The sequence below is a fragment of the Halopseudomonas sp. genome, assembly GCF_038130085.1.
Lineage (GTDB): Bacteria > Pseudomonadota > Gammaproteobacteria > Pseudomonadales > Pseudomonadaceae > Halopseudomonas.
Genome location: NZ_JAYPMU010000003.1, coordinates 1 through 14,340 on the forward strand (window position 1 = coordinate 1; position 14,340 = coordinate 14,340).

Below are 14,340 nucleotides of genomic sequence, written 5' to 3' on the forward strand. Positions count from 1 at the left end.
ATCGAAGGCTGCAAGGCCTGCGAGAACGTCGATATCTTCATCATGCACCCGCACAACCGGGTGTCCGAAGTGCAGCGTCGCCAGATGACCAGCATCCTCGGCGAGAACATCCATAACATCGCCATCGAAGGTAACTTCGACGACTGTCAGGAGATGGTCAAGGCCAGCTTCGCCGATCAGGGCTTCCTCAAGGGCACCCGTCTGGTTGCGGTCAACTCGATCAACTGGGCGCGCATCATGGCCCAGATCGTCTACTACTTCCACGCGGCCCTGCAGCTCGGCGGCCCGGCGCGCTCCATGGCGTTCTCGGTACCCACCGGCAACTTCGGCGACATCTTCGCCGGTTACCTGGCGCGCAACATGGGCTTGCCGATCAGCCAACTGATCGTGGCTACCAACCGCAACGACATCCTGCACCGCTTCATGAGTGGCAACCAGTACGACAAGGACACCCTGCACCCGTCGCTGTCGCCGTCGATGGACATCATGGTGTCGTCCAACTTCGAGCGACTGCTGTTCGATCTGCACGGCCGTAACGGTGCCCTGGTGGCCGAGCTGATGGACGACTTCAAGGTCAGCGGCAAGCTGTCTGTCGAAGACGACCGCTGGACCGAGGCGCGCAAGCTGTTCGACTCGCTGGCCGTTGACGACGAAGGCACCTGCGTGACCATCGCCGAGGTGTTTGAGCAATGTGGCGAAGTGCTGGACCCGCACACCGCCATTGGCGTGCGTGCGGCCCGCGAGTGCCGCCGCTCGCTGTCGGTGCCGATGATCACGCTGGGTACCGCTCACCCGGTCAAGTTCCCGGATGCAGTCCGTCAGGCTGGCGTTGGTGAAGCGCTGCATCTGCCTGCGCATCTGAGCGATCTGTTTGAGCGCGAAGAGCGTATGACCGTGCTGCCGAACAGCCTGGCTGACGTGCAGGCCTTTGTTGCCGCTCACGGTAATCGTGGCAAGCCGCTTTAAGCGAGCCTGCTGAAACAACAACGGCGCCCTTGGGCGCCGTTGTTGTTTGTGAGTGTTACTCGACCCGGGTCAGGGTCACATCAATATTGCCGCGGGTCGCGTTGGAGTAGGGGCAGACCTGGTGGGCGCGCTCGATCAGTTGCTCGGCCTGTTCTGCTGGCATACCCGGCAGGCTGACCCGCAGCTCGACTTCAATGCCGAAGCCTTGGGGAATCTGACCAATACCGACTACGCCTTCAACCGACGTGTCAGCCGGCATCGGCAGTTTGTCGCGACCGGCGACGAACTTCATCGCGCCAATGAAGCAAGCTGAGTAGCCTGCTGCAAACAGCTGTTCGGGGTTGGTGCCCTGGCCGCCTGCGCCGCCCAGTTCCTTCGGTGTGGTCAATTCAATATCCAGTACACCGTCGGAGGAGATGGCGCGACCGTCACGGCCGCCGGTGGCTTCTGCATAGGCGCGGTACACAACGTTTTCGATGCTCATATTGACTCTCCTGCTTAAAATTAAGCTGCACACAATCCAGTTGCTAACTATGAGTGCTTATTAAGTTGTGCACAATCTATTTTGTGATTCAGGCGATGAGCGGTGGTCGTTTGGTACGCGAAGCCCCGTGCCGGCATTGGCCAAGGGGTGCCTTCTCCAGTGTCGGCAGCCTTGTTGTGGGCGGTGCATTTCAGTCGGACAGGGGGAGGCAGCTTGTCAGCGATCTTAGCGCTGCTGGCGCGAATCATGCGAGCAAGCCGTGCGAGGCGAAGCTGCACACAACAACAGCGCCGACGGGCGCTGTTGTTGTGTGTCTAATCGGGCCGGTCAACGGCGCATACGTGTTACCGCGGCCGGACGCAGGTGGTGGCGAATCAGTCCCACTGGGATTTGGAATAGCTGAATACCGGTAGCGACAGTTTCCAGCGAATCGCCGCCATTCTCAGCAGCAAGCCCACGCTGAAGGCGGCCAGTAGGGTGACGCTTTCGCTTGCACCCTGATGCAGCAGGGCGAGATAGAGCAGCGCAACAACCAGAGAGACGCTGGCGTAGAGTTCGTGGCGCAACACCTGGGGCATTCGGTTGCACATGATGTCGCGGATAATGCCACCGAAAATGCCGGTGATGATGCCGGCCATAACCACCACAATCGTGTCGTAGCCCAGCCTGAGCGCGACATTGCAGCCAATGACGGTGAAGGCGACAAGGCCGATGGCATCCAGTACCAGGAAAAGCTGGTGGAGGTGGCGCATAAAGCGCGCCAGCACGATGGTTGCTAGGCCGCCGGTAATGGTGATGTAGATGTAAAGCGGATGTTGGGTCCAGGTGATCGGGAAGTTGCCGAGCAGAATGTCCCGAACGGTACCACCGCCCAGGGCGGTTAAAAAGGCGATGACGGCGACACCGAAGAAGTCCATGTTGCGTCTGCCCGCGGCAAGTGCTCCGGACATGGCTTCGGCGGTAATGGCAATCATATAGACAGAGGTAAGCACACAGTTCTCCTGCGTTTGCGTAGCCTCTCCCCCTGTCCTTGATACCTGAGAGTTTACAGGGTCATACCCTGCTTGCCCCTTCGGTGGGCTGCCATGCAGCCTCTCTCCAGATGGCGTTAATCGTGTCCACAGTGCTTGTGCCTGAGCGTTTATGGGAGTTTGCGCCTTCGGCGGGGCTGAGCCCTCTCTCCTGCGGGGTGGCGATTGTACCTCTGTAATGGCTGCAGGTGTTGTGTCGTTGGCTGATTCTGATCGATTGTCGCTTAACCGGTTGCGCCGGTTGTGTAGGGGAGCACCGGGCGGCGGCTCTCGGGTTATACTCCCGCCGCCGCGCCAGTTTCCCTTGCCGTCCCGCTGCCCCGTCTTTGATTGGCGCAATCGGAATGGCTCAGGGCACGCGGGTGAGTGAAACGGGGAGAGACCCTAGGAGTCCGAATGCCCTATCTTGTTGCGGTAACGCTGTTATGGGCTGTGTCTTTCAGTCTGATCGGGGAGTATCTGGCAGGGCAGGTCGACAGCTATTTTGCCGTGCTGACCCGCGCCATGCTGGCTGGATTGCTGTTTCTGCCGCTGTTGCGCATCCGCCTGCTGCCCCGCCCGGTGGTGCCGGGGCTACTGGTGGTGGGTGCCTTGCAGTTTGGCGTCACCTACATCTGCCTTTATCAGTCCTTCGAGTACATCTCGGTGCCCGAGGTGTTGCTGTTCACCATTTTTACGCCGCTGCACGTTGCGCTGATTGATGACCTGTTGAACCGGCGGTTCAGTCTAGGCCCGCTGGTGGCGGCCGCGATTGCGGTGGTCGGCGCGGGGATCATGCGCTACGACGGCCTGAGCGACAGTTTTATCCGCGGCTTTCTGATTCTGCAGCTGGCCAACTTCACCTTTGCCGCGGGGCAGGTGGGCTACGCGCATCTGGTGCGTCATTACGGGCTGACGTCGACCCAGCAGTGGCGCGGCTTTGGTCTGTTTTTTATTGGTGCGCTGATGGTGATGCTGCCAGCATGGCTGCTGCTGGGTAACCCGGAACGCTTACCGCACACCCCCCTGCAGTGGTCGGTGTTGGCCTGGCTTGGGCTGGCCGCCTCTGGATTGGGCTTTCTGTTCTGGAATCGCGGTGCTGCGCAGGTGGATGCCGGCACGTTGGGGATCATGAACAACGCTCTGGTGCCGGCGGGTTTGCTGGTCAATCTGCTGATCTGGAATCACGACGCGGACCTGCTGCGACTGGCGGCGGGCTCCGCGGTGATCGGCGCGTCACTCTGGGTCAATGCGCGCTGGTCGCGCTGGTTCGGCGCGCGTCCAGCGCAGTCCTGAGAGGCTCAGATCGGCCCGGCGAAGGTATCGCAGGCCTTGATGTCGCCGCTGTCGAAGCCGCGTTTGAACCACTTTACTCGCTGCGCCGAGGTGCCGTGGGTAAAGCTGTCCGGAACGACATCCTGACCGGCCTGGCGCTGCAGACGGTCATCGCCGATGGCACTGGCGGCGGTCAGCGCTTCGTCCAGGTCGTCCGGGTCGAGCAGTTGCCGTTCGCGGTTCGCGGCGTGGCCCCAGAGGCCGGCAAAACAGTCAGCCTGCAGCTCCTGGCGGACTGACAGGGCATTCACTTCGGCCTGGCTGCGGCCCGCTCCCGCCTGACGTACTTTCTGGCTGATACCCAGCAAGGTTTGCACATGGTGACCCACTTCATGGGCAATCACGTAGGCCTGAGCGAAGTCGCCGGGCGCGCCGAACTGCTGCTTCATGTCGTTAAAGAAAGACAAATCCAAGTAGACCTGTTGATCACCCGGGCAGTAGAACGGGCCAACGGCGGAGCTGGCGGTGCCGCAGGCCGACTGCACCCGGTTGGAGAACAGCACCAGGGTGGGCTCCTGATACTGTCTGCCGATGCTCTGGAATAGCTGGTGCCAGGTTGTCTCGGTGTCGGCAAGGACCACACTGACGAACTCGGTAAGTTCTTGCTCTGCCGGGGAAAGCGGGCGCTCGCTCTGCTGGGTGACGGGCTGGCCGCCGCCGAGCAGCAAGGGCAGTAGATCGATGCCGAGCATCTTGCCGCCGATGATGACGACCGCGCCGATAGCGAGAATCCAGCGCCCGCCGCGGGTGCCGATGAGCATGGGAATAAAACGCAGCAGCAATGCACCACCGGCACCGGCGCTCGAAACGCTGCCACCTCTGCGGTCTTCGATGTTGCTGCTTTGCCGTCTGCCTCGCCAATCCATCAGTCAGTCCTCTGTTCGGGTGTTATCTGCGCAGGGCCTTGCGGCCATATACGCGGGCGAATAGCCGGATGATACGGCGTTTACACCGATGTTTGCGTTGTTCCAGTTGATCAGCCAGAGCAGCGGCATCCGCGGTCGCTGGCAGGCAGTGCAACTGCAGTTCCAGATGGCACAGGTCCTGTAGCTCGCCGAGGCGTTCTCCCAGCCGTGCCAGCTGTTTCATCTGGTTGCTGGCGGGCAGTCTGGCATCGTGCAGTTGTTCGAGCTGGTAAAGGTAGTACTTGGACCACTTGCGGCAGCGGTGGTATAGCGCGTCTTGGTCGCTGCTGCAGGCGCGGCGGGCAAGGTTGCGTGCGCGCTTGAAGGTGCGCAGCAAGCCCGCTTGCCAGTGATCCGTTGCACCAGTGGCAGAGTGCGGCCAGTCGGAGAGCACCCTGGCGAAGGCGGCAATCAGGTGCTCGCTGTCGGCAGCGCTGACAGGGCGCGTGTTTGTCGCCTGCAGTAATTGGCTGTTGAGCGCAGTGCTGAGTGGTGTATCCAGGTCTTGAGAGAGCTGCTTGATCAGTTGCTGCTGAACGTGCAGATCACGGCTGCCAGCCAATGCTTTGGCGATCTGCCTGAGCTGCTGGTCCAGCCGGCGCAATCGGCGGCTGCCAGCGTAGGGGCGATAGAGCTGCAACAGTGCGCGCAGTCTTTTGCAGCAGATACGCAACTGGTGAATGGCGTCCGCATCTGGCGCTGCTCCGTTGGCGATAGGCAGCAGGGCACCACGCACGCGGTGACGGGCGGCTTGATAGAGTGGATCGGCATCGGGTGTGAGGGCCATCAGTCGAGTGTAGGCCAGCGCCGCGGGGGCGAAAAGGGCTGGTCCTAGCCGAACGCGGTGAGGATGCTGTCCTTTAGCTCGACCCGGCAGGCCAGCCCTAACTGACGATGACGCAGGGGCTCGGGGACTAGTCCGCGCAGCGAATGGCTGTCGATGGTCGGTGCCAGAAGGTCGATGTCGTCGCTAACAGCCATCACGGTTGCGCCCTGGCGGTGTTGCACCAGACTCAGGGCCAGGTCTTCGGTATCGACTTGCACGCTGGCCCGGTCTGCCAACTCTGGAAGCCGCTCGAGAAAGGCGTTGCGCAGCTCGCAGTCAAGCCGGTCGATCCATGGGTAGTGGGTTGCCTGCTCTAACGCCAGTGGCTGACTCAGTGACCAGCCGCGCGGCAGCAGCAGGCGGTATTCCTGCTCAAGCAGGGCGACAAAGTGGTAACCCTCCGGCACCTGCCGTTCACTCAGCAGCCAGAGGTCTGGCGCCTGCGCAGGTTGCGCGCGAACCTGCAGCCGGTAATCTTCGAGACGGCCTGCGGTCAACTGCAGCAGGTAACCGCTGTCGCGGCTGGCCAGGCTGGCGTTGATGCCGACCGACAGCGTGGGGCGCTCGATGCGCTTGAAGCGCTGCACCATCTCGCCAGCGTTGCCGAGCAGGCGTGCGGCCTCCTGATAGAAGGCCTCGCCTTCGGGCGTGAGGGTGACGCCTTTCTTGCTGCGACTGAACAACCGCAGGGAAAACTCCTGCTCCAGCTGGGCGACCGCGTTGGAAATGGAAGGCTGAGCGACGTGGCAGCGCTCTGCGGCAGCGGTGAGGCTGCCGGCTTCGGCGGCGGCGCAGAAGTAGCGCAGGCTGCGCAGATCCATCGTTATTCCTCAAAGGCCGGAAACTGGGCCAGCCCGGCAGCGACGAACTCGTCGTGAGCCGGAATGATCAGCAGCTCCGGGTCGCGCTGATGCAGCTCGTGCACGCGGTTGAGTTGTTCGCTGTTGCGTTCACGGTTGCTGTCGACGTGGGAGATCCACTGCACGAACACTGGTCGAGGTTTGTTTTGTTCAACTCCGCGTTCTGTCCAGCTGGTGTCGCCGATCAGAAACAGCCGCTTGCCGGATGGCAGATTGACGAATAGCCCCACCTGTCCGGCGGTGTGGCCGCTGAGATCGACCAGAATCAGCTGACCGTCGCCAAACAGATCCAGGCTGCGTTCAAAGCCCTGATAGGGCGAGGCCCCTAGCTCGACCTGCTGCCATTCGCGTTCGCCCTGCAACTGCTCGGCCAAAAATGCCGGTGGCTCGCCGTGGTCGCGCGCTTCCTCCAGTGCTCCGGGCAACACCTTGACGGGGACGCCGGGAAAGTCCGGCAGCCCGCCCAGATGGTCCCAGTGCAGGTGGCTGGGCAGAATGAAGTCTATGTCGCTGGCCAGGTAACCGGCCGCTTCCAGCTGATCGCGTGCCGGATTCAACTGCTCGTAGGCCAGTAGCTTGCGATTGATCCAGTTGTTCTGGGCAAACGCATCGGCGGTCTGGCGCCCCAGCCCGGTGTCGAACAGAAAGCGGCCTTGGGGATGTTCGATCAGCACCGCGGCGTGGACGAGGTGCCGCTGAAAGGTCCAACGCCCGCCGCTGACGACCATCGCTTCGGCTGCGCCACTGGAGACGGCGGTAGGGATGACGGACAGGCGCAGGCTGTCGACAGCGGGGGCGGCGAACAGCAGGCTGCTGCAGGCAAGCAGAGCGGGGGCAGCAATGAGGGCAAGTCGCTTCATGGGATGGCTCCGATTGGGTGAGAACCCACTGTGGCATCCGATGAAGAATAGGTTAAATATTCTTTATTGTTAGTTATGGAATAAAAAAATTATGACAAGGGCGGCTTGTGCCGCCCTTGTTGCAGCGTTTTACTCGTCAGCGCTGTCGCTGTTGCCTCGGAGCCTGGCCAGCACACTGTTGGCATCGGCCTTACCGGTGGCAATGCCGGCGCGTTGCAGACGGTGGTCCAGAGCGCTGCCGTCGTCTTCATCCTGCAATTGCTGCAAGGCGGCGCCAACGTCGCTGGCGTTGTCCTGGCGCTGGCGAATCCGCTCGAGCGAGCTGGCCAGGTCGCCCATGTGGGCCTGCAAGCCTCTGGTTTGCTGCCCAAGGTTACCCAGCAGGCGCTCGGCGCTGCGGTTGGCCCGGGCCAGTTGCAGTTCGCGGCGGTATTGCTGGTGCATCTGGGCGGCGCGGCGCAGTTGTTCGCGCAGTGTGGCTTCCTGACGCTGCAGCTGCTCTGCCTGCTGGCGCTGCAGCTGCAACTGGTTCTCCTGCGCGGCGATCCATTCGGCCAGCTCGTAGGCCAGCCCGGCCTCATCGCGCTCCAGGGCCTGCCTGGCCTGTTCTTCGCGCAGGGCCAGATCGGCGCTGAGTTGCTCGTTGCTGCGCTGCAGCTGCTTGATCGTTGCCATCAGCCCGGCCAGCTCGCGCTTGGCCAGCAGCATGGCGTTCTCGGTGTCGCGCAATTCCTGCTCCATGATGCGCAGGGCGTTGGCGTCGACCAACTGCTCAAGTGGCTCATGGGCGCTGGCGCGGAACAGGGTGCCTACCTTTCTCCAGAGTGTCATGACGGTTACTCCGTATATTCTTTCAGCAGTTGCTGGGCGCGGGCTTCAGACAGGCGATTGTGGATGCGCTTGCCTTCGTGTTCGTCCCGCATGGTTTTCGACAGGGTGATGGTGGTGCTGACCAGAAACAGCGCGCAGACCGACATGTAGCCTTTGACCAGCAGGTCGGTGGGCGAAAAGATCACGCCAACACCGGTCGCAATCAGGGCAATGGCGAACGAGGCCTTGACGAAGAAGATCCAGCCTGCGGAGTTACTGTTGATCTCGGTATCCATGGTGGTGCCTCCAGAACGTGAGTGGCGGCTTGGCCGCGGGCGCAGGGGTTGTGGCTGCGTCTGGAGCGGACTGTGCGCCGGTGCATTCGACGACGCCAGCGTTACCGAAAAGGTTGCGCTGAGGGTGGCTGAAGGTATTACATGGCAATACTTTCTAGTGGATCGGCCGGCCATTTTGCCGGTCATGCTTGGTAAAGGTATTGTCATATGGCCCAGACGGCAGCGATTGTCACAGCGTTGAAAAATGCGTTGAAGGAACAGGGAATTACCTACCAGCAGGTAGCGGAAGCGGTGGAGTTGTCGGAGGCGAGCGTCAAGCGGCTGTTCTCCGAGCGGCAGTTTTCGCTGCAGCGCCTGGACCAGATTTGTGCCTTGCTGGGGCTGGAGATCACTGACCTGGTGCGGCGTCTGGATCAGGCGCAGCGCATTGATGCGCTGAGTATCGAGCAGGAGCGGGAACTGGTTGGCGATGATCGCCTGCTGCTGGTGGCGATCTGCGCGCTGAATCGCTGGAGTCTGGCGCAGATACTGGAGACCTACCAGCTTAGCGAGGTGGAAGCGGTAGGTCGGTTGGCGCGGCTCGATCGCATGGGGCTGATCGATCTGTTGCCGGGCAACCGCATCAAGCCGTTGATCAGTCATGACTTTCGCTGGCAGCAGCATGGTCCTATCCAGCGCTTCTTTGAGCAGCAAGTGCAGAGCGACTTTTTCCAGTGTCACTTCAATCGGCCGGGCGAGCTGCGGCTGTTCCTCAGTGGCATGCTCTCGCCGCAATCCACCGAGCAGATGCACCAGAAGTTGCAGCGCCTGGCTCAGGCGTTTCGGCACAGCCATCAGGAAGACCTGGTGTTGCCGCTGGAGCAGCGCTTCGGCGTCAGCATGATCATGGCGATCCGACCCTGGGAAGTAGCGGCGTTCCAGCGCCTGCGGCGCCCGGATGCGTTGAAGTTCTACCCGGGGCACCCGCGGGAGGTGCTGGCATGAGTCTGCGGCAGTGGTTGGGTGACCGCTTGTATCTGCTGCAGTTGTGGCGTGATCGGGTTGAACTGCGCGATATGCGCTCCGGTGAAACGCTGATTGAGGCGCCCGTGGTGGTACTGCATGAGCAACAAGGCAAGGTCGTGTTCGTCGCGGCCGGGCGTGAGGCGCAAACCATGGCACTGGAGCAGGGGATGCGTCGGATGTGTTTTACCGATCACCCGCGGGTGTTGATTGGCGACTTCGCGTTGGCAGAAAAGTATCTGCAATGGCTGCTGAAAAAGGCTGGAGGAGCGCGACTGATGCCGAGTTCGCCGCGGGTGGTGATGCAGCAGTGCGATGGCCTGGAAGGCGGCCTGACGGAGGTCGAACTGCGGGTGCTGCGGGAGTTGGCGTTTGGCGCGGGTGCGCGCGAGGTACTGGTGCTGGAAGGCGCCGAGCCGCTCAGCTTGGAGCAGGTTGAGCAGGCCTTTGTTGCTCAGCGCAAGGGCACCGGCAAGCGGGCATCGTCTTTGGTGGGCGGGGTGATTACGTTGTTGGGGTTGGCGGCGTTTCTGGCGGTAGCCATGCTGCGCAACTAAGACAGCTGACGGGCGCCCGCAGGCGCCCGCCGCCAGATCAGAACTCGGCGTTGTGGAAGATGTTCTGCACGTCGTCGAGGTCGTTCAGCATGTCGGTAAACTTCTCGAACAGGGCGATATCGTCACCGCTGATCTCGGTGGTGGTCTGCGGTACGAATTGGATCAGGTCGGCTTCGAAGTCGAGCTCGCCGAAGGTATCGATCAGCGCCTGCTTGGCTTTGAAGTATTCGGTGTGCGGGGCGAATACGGTGATCAGGCCGTCTTCGTTCTCGATATCGGTGACGTCGACGTCGGCCATCATCAAGGCTTCCAGCGTGGCTTCCTCGTCGTCGCCCTTGAACGCCAGAATCGCGCAGTGATCGAACATGTGGCTGACACTGCCTTCGGTACCAATCTTGCTCTTGGTCTTGGTGAAGCAGTTGCGCACATCGGCAAAGGTACGGTTCGGGTTGTCGGTCAGGCAATCGACGATAACCATGCAGTTACCGGGGCCGAAGCCTTCATAACGCGCCTTGGCGAAGTCTTCGCCACCGCCGCCCTTGGCCTTGTCGATCGCTTTGTCGATAACGTGGCCCGGAACCTGGTCTTTCTTGGCGCGATCAATCAGACCACGCAGCGCCAGGTTACCATCGGGGTCGACGCCGCCTGACTTGGCGGTAACGTAAATCTCCCGCGCGTACTTGCTGTAGAGCTTGGTTTTGGCGTCGGCCGTTTTGGCCATGGATTCCTTGCGGTTCTGATAAGCGCGACCCATGTGCGAGTGTCCTGTCGAATTTCGAAAAACAGCGATTCTACCCGCAGTTGGCGGCGGATATCCACGCTTGCGGTGTGCTCTGCTGACGAACTGAGGTGCTGCCGGCTCAACAAGCGCTATCGGGCGTATGATGGGCTTTTTGCCGGGGGAGGGGAACGTGATTTCCAGACTGCCATCCTGGATTGAAGCAGGTGCCTTTACGCTTGCACTTATGGCCGGCGTGGTTAACGCGGTTGGTCTGTTGGGATTCAGCCATCAGGCGGTGTCGCACCTGACTGGAACCTCGACCCTGCTCGGGGTTGGGTTGACCCATATGCAGTCGACTGAGTTGCTGCACCTGCTGCTGGTGTTGCTCAGTTTTGTGCTCGGTGCAGCGTTTAGCGGCCTGTTTATCGGCAGCAGTGCGCTGGAGCACGGCCGCCGCTATGGCGTTGCCCTGCTGGTTGAGGCGGGGCTGCTGGTGCTGGCGATGCTTGCGCTGCAAGCCAATAGTCTGGCGGGCCACTACCTTGCCTCGGCCGCCTGTGGTTTACAGAACGCCATGGTCACCACCTACAGCGGGGCCATTGTTCGTACGACGCATGTCTCCGGCATTTTTACCGACTTGGGGGTGATGCTGGGCGCACGTCTGCGTGGCGTGCCGGTAGATCGGCGCAAGGCGACGCTGTTCTTGCTGCTGATAGGGGGCTTTATTCTGGGCGGGTCGATCGGCGCTTTCGGTTTTGCGCTCTGGCAGTTCAAGGCGCTGCTGTTGCCGGCGGGGATGGCGGTCGTGTTGGCGGTGCTGTATCAGGTGTGGGTGTTGCGGCGAGTCTGAAAGCATGGGGGCGGTCTGGCCGCCCCCTGGCTGTATCTCAGTCCATGTCGTCGAGGGTGAAGACGACGTCGTGCCGAGAAACGTCCAGATCCCAGATGGTGTAGGTATCGCCGTCTTCGTCCTTGGCGCGGATGTCGAAGATTGCAGACTTGGCGTTACGCAGGTTGACCCTAACGGTATGGCCATTGGGCAGGATGTCGTCATCCAACACATCTTCTTCCCACGAGTCGGATTTGGCATGGCTGACATACAGGTAGTAGATGTCGTAACCGGTTTTGTTGGTGACTTCGACATAGCCGTCGAACCCTGCAGCAGCGGTGCCGCTGAACAGGAAGAGTACGGCAAACAGGGCCAGTGCTTTTTTGATCATGTTGTCTCTCCATTGGGACGCCAGCCAGGCGCCACAGCTGACCGGCAATGCCGTACAGCGTGCTCTATTTTCAGGACTTGACCCGGTAACGCCGCAACCTACCCAGCCCGCAGGATTCAGGCAGTCGGATACAGTCGCGTTTCAGGGGTGATGGCCATCAATCAGCCATCTGCTCTGGAGGATAGAGATTGAACAGGTTTTGGCAAGTACCAAATTTAGGTATTAGGAGGTGCTTGTGGGGAACTTGTGGGGAAGAAGAAGCGTGGCTGGCTTGGGTTTTGGAGCACCTGAGCGCCGTGGAATGCGCCTGGTGCTCTTATTAGATCATTCGACCGTAATGGTGATGCGCTCGGACGTGACTGACGGCGACAGCGGGATGTGGTGATGGTCGCCCACGACCAGTTGCAGTGTGTGCTCGCCCGGTGCCAGCTCCAGCGTGGTCTGGGTTTGGCCTCCGCCGAAGTGACGATGATGGTCATCGGCTGGAATTGGCTGCCCGGCTGGCGGCAGTTGCTCGGTGTCTACCAACAGGTGATGGTGGCCGGTTGCGGCACGCTCGACGCCGGCAGGGGCGACACCCATGCCGCTCAGCCCGAACTGCACGGTGACCGGTGAGCTGACGGTTGCGCCATCAGTTGGCGAGATGAAATAGACGCTGGCGCCATCAGGCGCGGCTGTCTCCGCCATGGTCAGGGTGGCGGCGCTGGCGAGCAGCAAGCCGGCGAGCGTAGGGAAGATCCGTTGCATGTGTTGCCTCCTGGGATTGGGGTTGCGCAGGGCAGGACTAAGCGCCCTGCAACCCAGTCTAGACTGTGCTCAGTTGCCCGGGTTCCGCAAACCCCGGAAGTTTGCGTCTGACGTTGATCCTACCTACCCTGTGGTTAAACACGTTCTTGCCGCGAAGTGATCGTTGCCACTTCGCCGGTGCTTCTGCGCAGCCAGCTGCGTATCGGTTTTACTCAATCAGCCAAGCGTGCCTGCGCTTCGCTTCACACATCGCGGAATCCCCACAGGAGGCCACATGTCTGCTCTGTCTCGTCTCGCCGAATCCCGTCTGTTTCGCCAGCAGTGTCTGGTGGGCGGCCAATGGATCGATGCCAGTGATGGCCGCTCCATTGAGGTCGATAATCCGGCCTCCGGTGAGATCCTCGGCACGGTACCCAGCCTCGATGAAGCGCAATTGCGCCACTGCATCTCGCAGGCCGATCAGGCCTTTGCCGGGTGGCGCAAGACAACGGCGTTGGAGCGGTCCGATCTGCTGATGCGCTGGAACGATCTGATCCTCAAACACCGCGAGGACATTGCCACCCTGATGACGCTGGAGCAGGGCAAGCCGTTGGTGGAGTCGCGCGGTGAGGTCGATTACGCCGCTTCGTTTATTCGCTGGTTCGCCGAGGAGGCGCGCCGTGTTTACGGTGAGACCATTCCCGGCGCCAAGCCCGGGCAGCATATTGTCGTGACCCGTCAGCCTATCGGGGTGACGGCGGCGATCACGCCCTGGAATTTTCCCGCTGCGATGATTACCCGCAAGGCCGGCGCGGCGCTGGCGGCCGGGTGTTCGATGATCGTCAAACCGGCGAGCGCTACGCCCTTTACCGCGCTGGCGCTCGGTGTACTCGCCGAGGAAGCCGGCATTCCGCCGGGTGTGTTCAATGTTGTGACCGGCAAGGCGTCGATGATCAGCGACGTGCTGACCGGCAGCGAGACGGTGCGCAAGCTGAGCTTTACCGGTTCGACCAGTGTTGGCAGCCAGCTCATGGCCCAGTGTGCCGAACACGTGCAGAAAGTGTCGCTGGAGCTGGGAGGCAACGCGCCCTTTATCGTGTTCGACGACGCTGATCTGGATCGCGCGGTCGAAGGCGCTATGGTCTGCAAATTCCGCAACACCGGGCAGACCTGTGTGTGCGCCAACCGTTTTCTGGTACAGAGCGGCGTGCACGACCGGTTTGTCGAAAAGCTCGCCGAGGCGATGGGCAAGCTCAAGCTGGGCGACGGCTTTGAGGAGGGGGTAACCCAGTCGGCGCTGATCAATCGGGCGGCGGTGAAGAAGGTACAGGAGCACTTTGATGATGCCCTGGCCAAGGGGGCCAAGCATGTTGCTGGCGCCTCACCGGGCGAGGCTCAGGGCAACTATGCGGAGCCGGTGCTGGTGACCGGTGTTACCCCGGATATGCAGGTCTGCGCCGACGAAACCTTCGGCCCGCTGGCGGCGGTGATGCGCTTCGATACCGAGGAGCAGGCCATCCAGTTGGCCAACGACACCCCCTACGGGTTGGCGGCCTATTTCTACAGCACCAACATTCACCGCGTCTGGCGGGTTGCCGATGCGCTGGAGGCCGGCATCATCGGCATCAACGAAGGGGCGGTTTCCAATGCCGCCGCGCCGTTCGGTGGTGTTAAGGCCAGTGGGTTGGGGCGCGAGGGTTCGCGTCACGGGCTGGATGAGTACACCGAGATCAAGTACCTGTGCATGGGTGGGGCCTGACAG

At 61.5% G+C, this 14,340-nt stretch carries 17 protein-coding genes and 1 riboswitch; of the genes, 6 read left to right on the plus strand and 11 right to left on the minus strand.

The genetic code is table 11. The features are described from left to right. Positions 1-966, plus strand: a 966-nt coding sequence (thrC, locus tag AAFM31_RS02910) for a threonine synthase (RefSeq protein ID WP_341706404.1), incomplete at its 5' end; no start/stop codon positions are given. A gap of 55 nt (positions 967-1,021) precedes the next feature. On the opposite strand, the gene AAFM31_RS02915 is transcribed toward thrC, so the two are convergent. Both AAFM31_RS02915 and AAFM31_RS02920 read right to left on the minus strand, forming a co-directional pair. Then, on the minus strand, positions 1,022-1,450 hold the full coding sequence (locus AAFM31_RS02915) for an organic hydroperoxide resistance protein (protein ID WP_341706405.1): 429 nt from the start codon (positions 1,448-1,450) through the stop codon (positions 1,022-1,024). A 374-nt stretch (positions 1,451-1,824) separates the two neighbouring features. Further along, positions 1,825-2,442 (minus strand): trimeric intracellular cation channel family protein, encoded by a 618-nt coding sequence (locus tag AAFM31_RS02920; protein ID WP_371833005.1) that lies wholly within the window; start codon positions 2,440-2,442, stop codon positions 1,825-1,827. 119 nt (positions 2,443-2,561) lie between these two features. Next, a riboswitch (glycine riboswitch) is annotated at positions 2,562-2,645 on the minus strand. A 232-nt stretch (positions 2,646-2,877) separates the two neighbouring features. Between AAFM31_RS02920 and AAFM31_RS02925 the strand changes: the two genes are divergently transcribed. After that, complete coding sequence (locus AAFM31_RS02925) at positions 2,878-3,756, plus strand: carboxylate/amino acid/amine transporter (RefSeq protein ID WP_341706406.1); 879 nt, start codon at positions 2,878-2,880, stop codon at positions 3,754-3,756. Positions 3,757-3,761: 5 nt separating this feature from the next. Here the strand turns inward: AAFM31_RS02925 and AAFM31_RS02930 are convergent, their stop codons facing one another. The 6 genes from AAFM31_RS02930 to AAFM31_RS02955 form a co-directional block, all read right to left on the minus strand. Then, positions 3,762-4,661, minus strand: a complete 900-nt coding sequence (locus tag AAFM31_RS02930; RefSeq protein ID WP_341706407.1) for a neutral zinc metallopeptidase — start codon at positions 4,659-4,661, stop codon at positions 3,762-3,764. A 22-nt stretch (positions 4,662-4,683) separates the two neighbouring features. After that, positions 4,684-5,487, minus strand: coding sequence for a CHAD domain-containing protein (locus tag AAFM31_RS02935; RefSeq protein ID WP_341706408.1), 804 nt, complete (start codon positions 5,485-5,487; stop codon positions 4,684-4,686). 44 nt (positions 5,488-5,531) lie between these two features. Continuing rightward, positions 5,532-6,347, minus strand: a complete 816-nt coding sequence (locus AAFM31_RS02940) for a LysR family transcriptional regulator (RefSeq protein WP_341706409.1) — start codon at positions 6,345-6,347, stop codon at positions 5,532-5,534. 2 nt (positions 6,348-6,349) lie between these two features. After that, on the minus strand, positions 6,350-7,246 hold the full coding sequence (locus AAFM31_RS02945; protein ID WP_341706410.1) for an MBL fold metallo-hydrolase: 897 nt from the start codon (positions 7,244-7,246) through the stop codon (positions 6,350-6,352). A gap of 129 nt (positions 7,247-7,375) precedes the next feature. Further along, positions 7,376-8,077 carry a PspA/IM30 family protein gene (locus AAFM31_RS02950; protein WP_341706411.1) on the minus strand — a complete coding sequence of 234 codons (702 nt, stop codon included), beginning with the start codon at positions 8,075-8,077 and terminating at the stop codon, positions 7,376-7,378. Between the two features lie 5 nt (positions 8,078-8,082). Continuing rightward, complete coding sequence (locus AAFM31_RS02955; RefSeq protein WP_341706412.1) at positions 8,083-8,352, minus strand: YiaA/YiaB family inner membrane protein; 270 nt, start codon at positions 8,350-8,352, stop codon at positions 8,083-8,085. 207 nt (positions 8,353-8,559) lie between these two features. Here AAFM31_RS02955 and AAFM31_RS02960 point away from each other — a divergent pair, with 207 nt between their 5' ends. Together AAFM31_RS02960 and AAFM31_RS02965 are read left to right on the plus strand one after the other, a co-directional pair. Continuing rightward, positions 8,560-9,336 carry a helix-turn-helix transcriptional regulator gene (locus tag AAFM31_RS02960; RefSeq protein ID WP_341706413.1) on the plus strand — a complete coding sequence of 259 codons (777 nt, stop codon included), beginning with the start codon at positions 8,560-8,562 and terminating at the stop codon, positions 9,334-9,336. Next, positions 9,333-9,911, plus strand: a complete 579-nt coding sequence (locus tag AAFM31_RS02965) for a hypothetical protein (protein ID WP_341706414.1) — start codon at positions 9,333-9,335, stop codon at positions 9,909-9,911. The genes AAFM31_RS02960 and AAFM31_RS02965 overlap by 4 nt, the downstream gene beginning before the upstream one ends. Positions 9,912-9,948: 37 nt before the next feature. On the opposite strand, the gene AAFM31_RS02970 is transcribed toward AAFM31_RS02965, so the two are convergent. Beyond that, positions 9,949-10,665, minus strand: coding sequence for a YebC/PmpR family DNA-binding transcriptional regulator (locus AAFM31_RS02970; RefSeq protein ID WP_341706415.1), 717 nt, complete (start codon positions 10,663-10,665; stop codon positions 9,949-9,951). Between the two features lie 157 nt (positions 10,666-10,822). On the opposite strand from AAFM31_RS02970, the gene AAFM31_RS02975 reads away from it, so the two are divergent. Beyond that, entirely contained in the window at positions 10,823-11,482 is a 660-nt protein-coding gene (locus AAFM31_RS02975) for a YoaK family protein (RefSeq protein ID WP_341706416.1), read from the plus strand. A gap of 37 nt (positions 11,483-11,519) precedes the next feature. On the opposite strand, the gene AAFM31_RS02980 is transcribed toward AAFM31_RS02975, so the two are convergent. Continuing rightward, positions 11,520-11,852 carry a hypothetical protein gene (locus AAFM31_RS02980; protein ID WP_341706417.1) on the minus strand — a complete coding sequence of 111 codons (333 nt, stop codon included), beginning with the start codon at positions 11,850-11,852 and terminating at the stop codon, positions 11,520-11,522. A 324-nt stretch (positions 11,853-12,176) separates the two neighbouring features. Then, positions 12,177-12,599 carry a DUF4399 domain-containing protein gene (locus AAFM31_RS02985; RefSeq protein WP_341706418.1) on the minus strand — a complete coding sequence of 141 codons (423 nt, stop codon included), beginning with the start codon at positions 12,597-12,599 and terminating at the stop codon, positions 12,177-12,179. 274 nt (positions 12,600-12,873) lie between these two features. Here AAFM31_RS02985 and AAFM31_RS02990 point away from each other — a divergent pair, with 274 nt between their 5' ends. Then, positions 12,874-14,337: an NAD-dependent succinate-semialdehyde dehydrogenase gene (locus AAFM31_RS02990; RefSeq protein ID WP_341706419.1), complete on the plus strand. Its 1,464-nt coding sequence runs from the start codon at positions 12,874-12,876 to the stop codon at positions 14,335-14,337. Positions 14,338-14,340: the final 3 nt, after the last annotated feature.